We start from the raw sequence: 9,315 nt of genomic DNA, 5'->3' as shown, positions 1-9,315 counted from the left end.
TTTGAAGTAGTCATAATTCGTCCTCAATGTGTAAACACATTTCAGGACGGGACAGTTGATAACGATTAGCCCACAGGGCTTGTGTTAACGGCTTGTTGAGTATGATTTTTGTTATCAATGTGGATGTAAAATCTGTATTGATAATTGTATTGTAGAACGTAATTTTCTGGCTTCATTAAAACAACATTTCGCTTTCAAGAATAGAAAGATAGAAGCTTACAAAAGCGATGAAAGGTGGTAATTTTCGTCGTCTAAAATTCAGTAATATGGAACTCAATAATGCACTCTACATGGCAACCGGCCGCAACCATTAAGCAGTTAAAGCAACGTGCTGATATCCTAAATCAAATTCGTCAGTTCTTTGTTGAGCGAAACGTGATGGAAGTGGATACGCCTGCGATGAGCCACGCCACGGTGACGGATGTGCATTTACATACCTTCAAAACTGAATTCGTAGGGCCAGGTTATGCGCACGGCCAGCCACTATTCTTTATGACTAGCCCAGAGTTTCATATGAAACGCTTGTTGGCTGCCGGAAGCGGTTGTATTTACCAAATTTGTAAATCTTTTCGCAATGAAGAAAATGGCCGTTATCACAACCCTGAGTTCACTATGTTGGAGTGGTATCGCGTTGGTTTTGATCATCATGATCTGATGGATGAGATGGATCTGCTGTTACAGCAGGTACTTAAATCAGGCATAGCAGAGCGAATGACTTACCAACAAGCCTTTATTGATGTGTTAGGTGTTTGTCCGCTGGAAGATTCGATGGATACGCTAAAGCAAGCAGCTGCGAAACTAGGGCTCAGCGACATAGCTGACCCCGAGCAAGATCGCGATACGTTATTGCAGCTTCTTTTCAGTATTGGGGTCGAGGCGAAAATAGGCAAGCAGGTGCCTGCGTTTGTGTATGACTTCCCAGCATCGCAAGCAGCGTTAGCTAAGATCAATCCAAACGATTCACGAGTCGCCGATCGCTTTGAGGTGTATTTCAAAGGAATTGAGTTAGCAAACGGCTTCCACGAGTTAGATAAACCGCAAGAACAACTTAAGCGCTTTGAAGATGATAATACCAAACGTATTGAGATGGGCTTATCACCTCAACCGATTGATCATCACTTGATTGAGGCATTAAAAGCGGGCTTACCAGACTGTGCGGGTGTTGCTTTGGGTATTGATCGTCTGATCATGCTGGCGTTAGGTTATGACCACATCGATGACGTGACGGCTTTCCCGTTCCCGCGCTCTTAGCTCTCTATTCAGTTAGTCCTACTTACCGTTTGGCTAACTGACCAGAATCCGAGTACCCACTATCTGACCAAAATACCAGTACCCACTATCTGACCAAAATACCAGTACCCACTACGGCAACAATGGCACCTATCCAAGCGTAGACGTTCGGTCTCTGCTTGGTGTATAGCCAGAGTATCGGTAACAACATGATTGGTGTGGTTGAAGATAACAGAGCGACCATACCGACATTGCCTTCCTGCAACGCATACAAAATCAACGTCATTCCTACTGCCATCGCTAGAAAACCATTAACCGCGGTAATCGCGAATATCTGCTTATTCATTGGGTTAAGTGCGCGTGAAAGTTTGGCGCCTGTTAAACGAAATGCGGAGTGAGCAACAAAAGCGGTGATCATTCGAATGGCAGAAGCGGCAACAGGGTCGATACTGGTTTGCATCACGGGTTTGGCAATGATGCCGCCCAATGCTTGGCAGATCGCTGCGGTGATTCCCAGTGCGACACCAATCCACACGGTGCCCTTGATGGTTTCAAGCTGGTTGTTGGCTTGTCCTCGACGACCAAAGAATATCGCAGTTAATACACCACTAAACACCAAAGCCGAGCCAATCAGCTCAATAGAGGTCATACTTTCACTAAACAGGAAGTAACCAAGAATCGCCGAGAACACGGCGTGACAAGAGAACAGTAAACCCGCTTGGCGCGGTCCCATTCGGTTCAAACAGGCAAATAGGGCGGTATCACCAATGAATATACCAATCAGGCCAGATAGCATCATCGGCGTGATTAGATTGGCTTCGACAGTTGACCAACCTCCGGTAAACCAAGCCATGCTCGATAAGATGATCGCGGTACAACCCATTCTCCAACGGCTATAGGCGAAAGAACCTAAGTGTTGGGCAGGCTTTACTGACATTAGGCTCGCAATGGCCCAAAGAAAAGCGGCAGCTAGAGCTAACCATTCAAATCCCATCTGAATAACATCCTTGTGTCTGGGATAAATTAGCTCATCAATATGCATCAAACCGAACTGAGAACAAAGTGATTCTTATGAAAGAACTACTTTGTTTCAGTTATTAGTTTATGTCAGCTGTCGCTCGGTGGTGTGGTTCACTTACTTTGCTTGAGTCGCGCTATACCTTAAAGCGCTCCACGTCTTGGCGCATCGACTCGGCAGCGCTACTCATTTCATTTGAGCTATTGCGACTGCTTTCAGCTTGCTGTGCAAGGTCATCAGAGGCATCCTTGATTCCTTGCGTATTACGGCTGATGTCTTCGCTGACCGCGCGTTGCTCTTCCGCAGCACTTGCTATTTGCAGCGCCATATCGTTGATTTCAGTGATTGCCTGAGTGATCTTAGTCAGGCTGCCATGAGCTTGTTCTGCGAAGCCAACGCTGTTCTCTGCCAGTTGAGTGCTGGTGGTCATGCTTTCAACGGCATGTTCGGTATTTTTCTGCAGTGTATCAATCATCACGCGGATCTCTTCCGTTGAGCCATGCGTTCTTTGGCTGAGCACTCGCACTTCATCGGCGACAACGGCAAACCCACGACCTTGTTCACCCGCTCGAGCGGCTTCAATCGCAGCGTTCAATGCCAACAGGTTGGTCTGTTCGGCAATGCCTTGAATGGTGGATAGGATCTGGTTGATGCTTTGAGCATTACTCTCTAATTCACGAATAACATTGGCTGCATCTTCAACTTGAGTCGCAAGGCCTGTAATCGCATCGCGGTTTTGTTGGATAACCTCTTGGCCTTCGTTACAAGCGGTAGCGGATGCCTGAGAAGCGGAGGCGGTTAATTCGGCATGGCTGGCCACTTCAGCTGCGGTGGCGGACATTTCATGAATCGCAGTCGCAATTTGGTTGATGTCGTTTTGTTGGTTCTCGACTCGAATCGAAGATTGCGTAGCCAGTTGATTGGCTTTTTCCGCATGGTTGTTTAAGTCGTGACTGTGCTCGATTACGCCCTTAAGCATGCTTTGCATCTGGCTCAAGAACTGGTTCACGAGCTCGGCAAGTTTGCCAATTTCATCCATGCGCTTGATATCAATACGCTGAGTCAGATCGCCTCTGCCTTGAGCAAGCTGAGTCAGTGCTTCAGACAATGTTTGCAGTGGGTGCAGCAAGCGGTTAATCACCATTGTGCTCGCAATCGAAATGAAGATGTATAAAATCAAAGAGGTAAGCGTGATAAATTGAATGGCATCGGATACCGCAGAAAATGCCATTTCTTTATCGATCACAATACCCAATGACCAATCGGTATTCGGAACGTTAGCGATGTAGACCATTTTATCGCCTTGACCAGGCCAAGTTAACGTCGTGATCATTTGGTTTTGGAGCAGTTGTGATACTTTGTCGACCGTTAGCTCAGGGTTCAAATTCGTCAGTGGTTTCTGACTCAACTCTTCATCACTGTAGGCGACGATGTTGTTATTACCGTCGACTAAAAAAGCAAAACCGTCATTATCGAGTTTTACATTGAGTACGGTATCAATAATGCTGGTTACGGTTAAGTCTGCCGCGATAACACCCTGTCTTTCACCATTAAATGCTTTAGCGAAACTGATGACAATGCTGCCGTCAAAATCTTGATAAGGTTCGGTAATGATGAGTTCAGATGTCGCGTTTGCATCTTTATACCAAGGGCGGGATCGTGGGTCGTAGTCTGCTGGCCAATCCTCAGCCTTGTCGCCATAAGCTATACTGCCATCACTGAATCCTGCATAAACAGACAAGAATTGCCCGGCTTGCTTGGTGATCAATAACTCGCGATCAGAGTTGCTATTGCTTGAAATGGTCGATTCATTGGCAAGCATCATATCACTGCGGATTGATAACCAATCGGCAATGTAGTTCGTCGTACCAACACTCACGTTTTTCACCTGTTGGTTGATCGCGACTTCAGTTTCTTGAGTAAGCTGATTAACAGATATCCAAGCTTGAGCGCCACTTACGACGGCAATAATAACCGCGATAGCGATCTGAATTTTGAACTTAATAGTATGTCTCAAGGTTTATCCCTCCTTCTTGGATAAAAGGCTAATGACAGCGACGCGTTGGATTGCGAACGGATGTGTCTCTGCTAGGTGTCTAGTGTCGTTATATTTAAAGTTCGAAACGTGTTGAAAATCATAATTTAAATATATATATGATTATTTTTAATAAACAGTGAAGTGGAATCACAATTGGTTGCTGCTAAGGTGTTAATTGTTATCAAGATTTATCTTATTGGTTAAAATCTGGTGGCCCGCCAGCTAGCGAGGTCACGATTACTAGCTGGACGGAAGGGAGGCATTGACGTGCTAGGTGATAATAAACAGTGCGAGGTAGACCATCAGTAAGCCGACAATCCCTAAGATGATACCCATCTTCGCCATATCTTTGCTTTCGATAAGCCCAGTTGAGTAAGCCAGCGAGTTTGGTGGCGTCGATACTGGAAGAATCATCCCGAGCGATGCCGAGAAGGCGACCACAACCAGCAAGCCTTGTAAGCCTCCAATTGCTACTAGGCTTTCCATAGAAGCGCCAATCGCAGCTGCTATCGGCATCAGCAAGTTTGCGGTTGCTGTGTTCGACATGAAATTAGCCATTAGCCAACACACGATAGACAGCGTTAGTACCACTGCAGTCGGCGAGAGCGATTCATAATCAATCGCGTGTGCGAGTGCAGCGGCTAAGCCTGTTTTATCCAAGCCAATCCCAATCGCAATACCACCCGCAACCAGCCACAACACATCCCAGTTAATCAGCTTGAGTTCTTCTTTACCCATGATGCCAGTGAGAGTGAAAACAGCCAGTGGAATAATAGAGACCACATAAGTGTTCATGCCATGCAGTTTGGTGGTCATCCACAATAAGATTGTCGCAGCGAAAGTGATGTAAACCACAATCGCTCGCCAGCTCTTTTTAAATTGTCCATCAAGCTTGAGGACCATATTTCTTTCTTTAGAAGGGAAGAGTTTTTGTAGGAGGAACCAAGCGATGGTCAGTTGGATGATCACAAAGGGTAAGCCCATCATCATCCAACTAAGGAAGTCGATACTGTTTTCGCCAGTTAGGTATTGCAGTGCGATCGCATTGGGTGGTGTACCTATGGGTGTTGCGATACCACCGGTATTGGCGGCGATTGGAATACACAACACGAGCGCTTTAATCCCCATGTCGCCTTTTGGTGCAGAGGCTACGATAGGACCTAGCAATGCGAGCATCATTACCGTTGTTGCGGTATTTGACATGAACATTGAGAACACGGCGGTGATAAGCATTAAACCCAGCATAATAAAGCGCGGTTCTGTGCCAAATGGTTTGAGCAGCACACGAGCTAAATTGTTGTCGAGTTCGTATTTGGATGCGGATATCGCAAGAGCAAAGCCACCCATGAAAAGGATGATGATTGGTGACGAAAATGCACCGAAGATGTCGGTATATTTGATTAATTCACCGAGATCGTGTCCTGCTGGTGGGTTTCTAAATAGATGTAAACCCTTGTCGGAAATCATCACCAGTTCAAGCGCAATGATCAGAATTGACGTGGCGAATACTGGAACGGGTTCAAGCACCCACAGTAGAGCTGCTAGTAAGAATATCGCCAACAAGCGGTGTTGAATCAGCGTGAGGTCATCGATAGGTATGGAATCTATTGGCATGAATAACACGCCTAAGGGAATCGCAAAACAAATCAACAGCTTGACCAGAACGCCAATATTGAGTTTAGGCATGTACAAAGACCCCATGAATAAAATATCTTCAAATAGAGTAAGTTATCTGGATTGTTGGTACTTGGAGACGGGTTGTAAAATCGAAAAGTTGTTTAAGGTTTCGACAGTTGTTTTGCTTTTGGTCAATATTTTATCTGGGCAATTAGAGGCAAGAGTGAGAAGCAGCAGGTGGCTGGGCAGGGGTTGAGGATTGAGGTTTGAAAGCTTGGGTTGTTAGAGCTTGAGTAGGAAACGAATTGGTAGAGTTCAGAAAAAGGCGCGTTCTTCTCTGATATAGAAAAAGTAACGCGCCTTTAAAACTAAATGAGTTAACTCAGATCGTTAAGCTTGGTCAGTGTTCTCTGCTGAATCAACAGCTTCAGTCTCAACGTCTTTACCCGCAATGTGCGCGAAAGGAGTGCCTAGAACGGTTTTCTCACCATTTTGCATAGTGTCGTCAAACTTGATTGCATCTTTAGCAAACAGGTTGATAACCGTTGAACCAAGCTTGAAGCGACCCATCTCTTCGCCTTTCTTCAAGACAATAGATTTATCACCTTGTGCTGGGTAATCCCACTTGTAAACCGAGTTACCGCGAGGTGGCGTGATGGTGCCAGCCCATACTTGCTCGATGCTACCTACGATAGTTGCACCAACCAGCACTTGTGCCATTGGGCCAAACTCAGTATCAAAGATACAAACCACACGCTCGTTACGTGCGAATAGGTTTGGAACGTTCTCTGCCGTTAGAGGGTTAACTGAGAACAGGTCTCCGGGAACGTAGATCATCTGACGCAGTGTGCCGTCGCATGGCATGTGCACACGGTGATAATCACTTGGCGACAAGTAAAGCGTTGCGAATTCACCGTCTTTAAACTCATCGGCTAGGTCTGCATCACCACCAAGCAACTCACGTGCTGAGTAGTTATGGTTTTTAGCTTGAATCAGTTGACCATCAGTAATTGGGCCAAACTGACTTACACGTGCATCAGCAGGGTGAACAATAACAGAGTCACCTTCTGCGATAGGGCGCATGCCTTCTTTCAATTCACGTACGAAGAATTCATTGAATGTCTTAAAGTGTTTTGGATCGCTATGCAGAGCTTCATCCATGTTCACTTTGTATTGCTTGATGAACCAGTTAATGATCGCTGTCGTTAAACCACCCGCTTTAGCAGACGCCAGTTTACCAACTAAACGAGTCAGGCCATGTTGTGGGATCCAGTACTGCAATCCAACTTTAATCTTATCCATTGTATTAATTTTCCAATGCTAATTGTTTTTCAATTAAATCTGTCGATGATGGTTTAGGGCGCGAGATGTTACTTAAGTTCGCGCCAATTGTCAGTAAATGCACACATTTGTTCACAAAAACGCGATTAGAGATCGGCTTTCTTGCTTCGTGAGTACTGACGGTTATCTTTGTTGTCAGCCATTGTTTCAATAATGCGATGGTAGCTAGCAAAACGTAAGCGGCTAATTTTTCCGTCTTCAACGGCTTCACGTAGAAGACATCCTGGGTCGTCATTGTGTTTACAGTCGCGGAACTTACAGCCACCTAGGTATGGCTTGAATTCAATGAAAGCATCTGTGACTTCATCGGGTTCTAAATGCCATAAGCCGAATTCACGTACCCCTGGGGAATCGATAAGATCACCACCAGAAGGGAAGTGATACAAACGCGCTGCTGTGGTGGTGTGTTGACCCAGTCCTGAGTTTTCAGAAACTGCGCCTTCTTCAATGTCCAATGTTGGCATCAGTGCATTCACTACGCTGGATTTACCTACACCAGATTGACCAACGAAAATGTTGATACGATCTTTCAGTTCAGCTTCCAACTCTTTGATGCCGTAACCCGACTCTTTACTCACGAACATGACTTTATAGCCGATTTTCTCGTATATCTTCAGTGTTTCGCGGTATTCGCTAATTTGTTGTTCTGTCAGCAAGTCAACTTTATTGAGTACAACTAAAGGGGCGATATTCACCGTTTCAGAGGCGATCAAGTAGCGGTCGATGATATTAAGTGATAGCTCTGGTAGTACAGCTGAAACGATAACCATTTGGTCTACGTTTGCGGCAACCGGTTTGAGGCCGTCATAGTAGTCAGGGCGAGTTAGCATTGACGTTCTTGGCTCAACGGCTTCGACAACACCTGAGATGCCAGCCATGGATTCTAAGCCTGCACGCCAAGTTACTCGGTCACCAGAAACTAAAGTCTCAATACTACGGCGTAAGTTACAACGGTGAACTTCGTTGGTTTCAAGATCTTCGATATCGGCATGTTGACCAAAGCGCGTAATCACGAGTCCGCTTTTTGTTCCGCCAAGCATGTTCTCGTCCCATTGGATAGAATCTTCTTTCTTGAGTCGCTTGTTCTGGTTGCTACGTACGCGACGTACCTGACCTTTGGTTAACTTCTTTTTTTTAGCCACAATTTTTCACTTAACACATCTAACTTGATGATTGGGAACTCAAACAGGATGTTGCTACTGCCATATGATTTCGATGGCTCTAAAGCTAGTTTGAGTATAGTTATTTGGGTATAGTACCTCTTTTATACATAAACAAATAGGCGACGCCTTATGTCCTTTAGCGATCAGAACCTTATTTGGGTTGATCTCGAGATGACAGGACTTGATCCTGAAACTCATAAAATCATTGAAATTGCTACTATCGTTACTGATAGTGAGCTTAATATCCTGGCTGAAGGACCTGTTTTGGCTATTCACCAACCTCAGAGTGAATTGGACAAGATGGACGAGTGGTGCACAACGACTCACACCGGTAGTGGCCTAGTGAAACGAATTCAAGACAGTACAGTTTCAGAGCAAGATGCCATTCAACAAACGATTGAGTTTCTGGAAAAATGGGTACCAAAAGGTAAGTCACCAATTTGTGGCAACAGCATTGGTCAAGATCGCCGATTCTTATACAAGCATATGCCAGAGCTGGAAGAGTACTTCCACTACCGTTATGTTGATGTTAGCACCCTAAAAGAGCTGACTCGCCGTTGGAAGCCTGAAGTGTTAGATGGTTTTTCTAAGTCGGGAAGCCACCTTGCATTAGACGATATTCGAGAGTCTATTGCTGAGCTGCAGTACTATCGAAAAACGATTATTAACATCTAATCAGATCAAATGTTCACGTTTATCTAACTTTTCAGGGACATAAGAGCTATTTTTTTTGCAAATATGTGTGCTTTTACAGCAGTTGAGTAAAAACTTGCTGATTTTTGCATTAAGGACTTGCATCACAAAAAAATGCTCTTATAATTCGCAGCCCTGAACGGCGAAAGACGTTTTCAGTTTGCGATACTAGCTCAGTTGGTAGAGCGCAACCTTGCCAAGGTTGAGGTCATCGG

At 45.1% G+C, this 9,315-nt stretch carries 7 protein-coding genes; 2 read left to right on the top strand and 5 right to left on the bottom strand.

Annotation, left to right across the window (positions count from 1 at the left end):
- Nucleotides 1–279: 279 nt before the first annotated feature.
- A complete protein-coding gene (gene epmA / locus ACED59_RS23605) occupies nucleotides 280–1,251 on the top strand; it encodes an elongation factor P--(R)-beta-lysine ligase (RefSeq protein ID WP_017097246.1) in 972 nt (323 codons plus the stop codon).
- A gap of 85 nt (nucleotides 1,252–1,336) precedes the next feature.
- Here epmA and ACED59_RS23600 read toward each other — a convergent pair whose 3' ends face one another.
- From ACED59_RS23600 to rsgA, 5 genes are all read right to left on the bottom strand, one after another.
- A complete protein-coding gene (locus ACED59_RS23600; protein ID WP_029223842.1) occupies nucleotides 1,337–2,224 on the bottom strand; it encodes a DMT family transporter in 888 nt (295 codons plus the stop codon).
- Nucleotides 2,225–2,384: 160 nt separating this feature from the next.
- Nucleotides 2,385–4,265: a methyl-accepting chemotaxis protein gene (locus ACED59_RS23595; RefSeq protein WP_102582371.1), complete on the bottom strand. Its 1,881-nt coding sequence runs from the start codon at nucleotides 4,263–4,265 to the stop codon at nucleotides 2,385–2,387.
- Nucleotides 4,266–4,556: 291 nt separating this feature from the next.
- Complete coding sequence (locus ACED59_RS23590) at nucleotides 4,557–5,972, bottom strand: DASS family sodium-coupled anion symporter (RefSeq protein WP_029223843.1); 1,416 nt, start codon at nucleotides 5,970–5,972, stop codon at nucleotides 4,557–4,559.
- A gap of 321 nt (nucleotides 5,973–6,293) precedes the next feature.
- Nucleotides 6,294–7,205 carry an archaetidylserine decarboxylase gene (gene asd / locus ACED59_RS23585; RefSeq protein WP_017097249.1) on the bottom strand — a complete coding sequence of 304 codons (912 nt, stop codon included), beginning with the start codon at nucleotides 7,203–7,205 and terminating at the stop codon, nucleotides 6,294–6,296.
- A gap of 125 nt (nucleotides 7,206–7,330) precedes the next feature.
- A complete protein-coding gene (rsgA, locus tag ACED59_RS23580) occupies nucleotides 7,331–8,386 on the bottom strand; it encodes a small ribosomal subunit biogenesis GTPase RsgA (protein WP_012603102.1) in 1,056 nt (351 codons plus the stop codon).
- A gap of 150 nt (nucleotides 8,387–8,536) precedes the next feature.
- Between rsgA and orn the strand changes: the two genes are divergently transcribed.
- Complete coding sequence (gene orn, locus ACED59_RS23575) at nucleotides 8,537–9,082, top strand: oligoribonuclease (protein WP_012603103.1); 546 nt, start codon at nucleotides 8,537–8,539, stop codon at nucleotides 9,080–9,082.
- The last annotated feature ends 233 nt before the right edge of the window (nucleotides 9,083–9,315 follow it).

Origin of the sequence: Vibrio sp. FF266 (genome assembly GCF_041439695.1) — a bacterium.
Taxonomy (GTDB): Bacteria; Pseudomonadota; Gammaproteobacteria; order Enterobacterales; family Vibrionaceae; genus Vibrio; species Vibrio tasmaniensis_A.
The sequence above is the reverse complement of the archived record's forward strand: the minus strand, read 5'-3'. Positions and strand labels throughout refer to the sequence as shown.

Excerpts from the sequence above, each read along its gene's own strand:
- asd (WP_017097249.1), bottom strand. The coding sequence starts at position 7,205 with ATGGATAAGATTAAAGTTGGATTGCAGTACTGGATCCCACAACATGGC.
- orn (WP_012603103.1), top strand. The coding sequence starts at position 8,537 with ATGTCCTTTAGCGATCAGAACCTTATTTGGGTTGATCTCGAGATGACA.
- ACED59_RS23590 (WP_029223843.1), bottom strand. The coding sequence starts at position 5,972 with ATGCCTAAACTCAATATTGGCGTTCTGGTCAAGCTGTTGATTTGTTTT.
- ACED59_RS23600 (WP_029223842.1), bottom strand. The coding sequence starts at position 2,224 with ATGGGATTTGAATGGTTAGCTCTAGCTGCCGCTTTTCTTTGGGCCATT.
- epmA (WP_017097246.1), top strand. The coding sequence starts at position 280 with ATGCACTCTACATGGCAACCGGCCGCAACCATTAAGCAGTTAAAGCAA.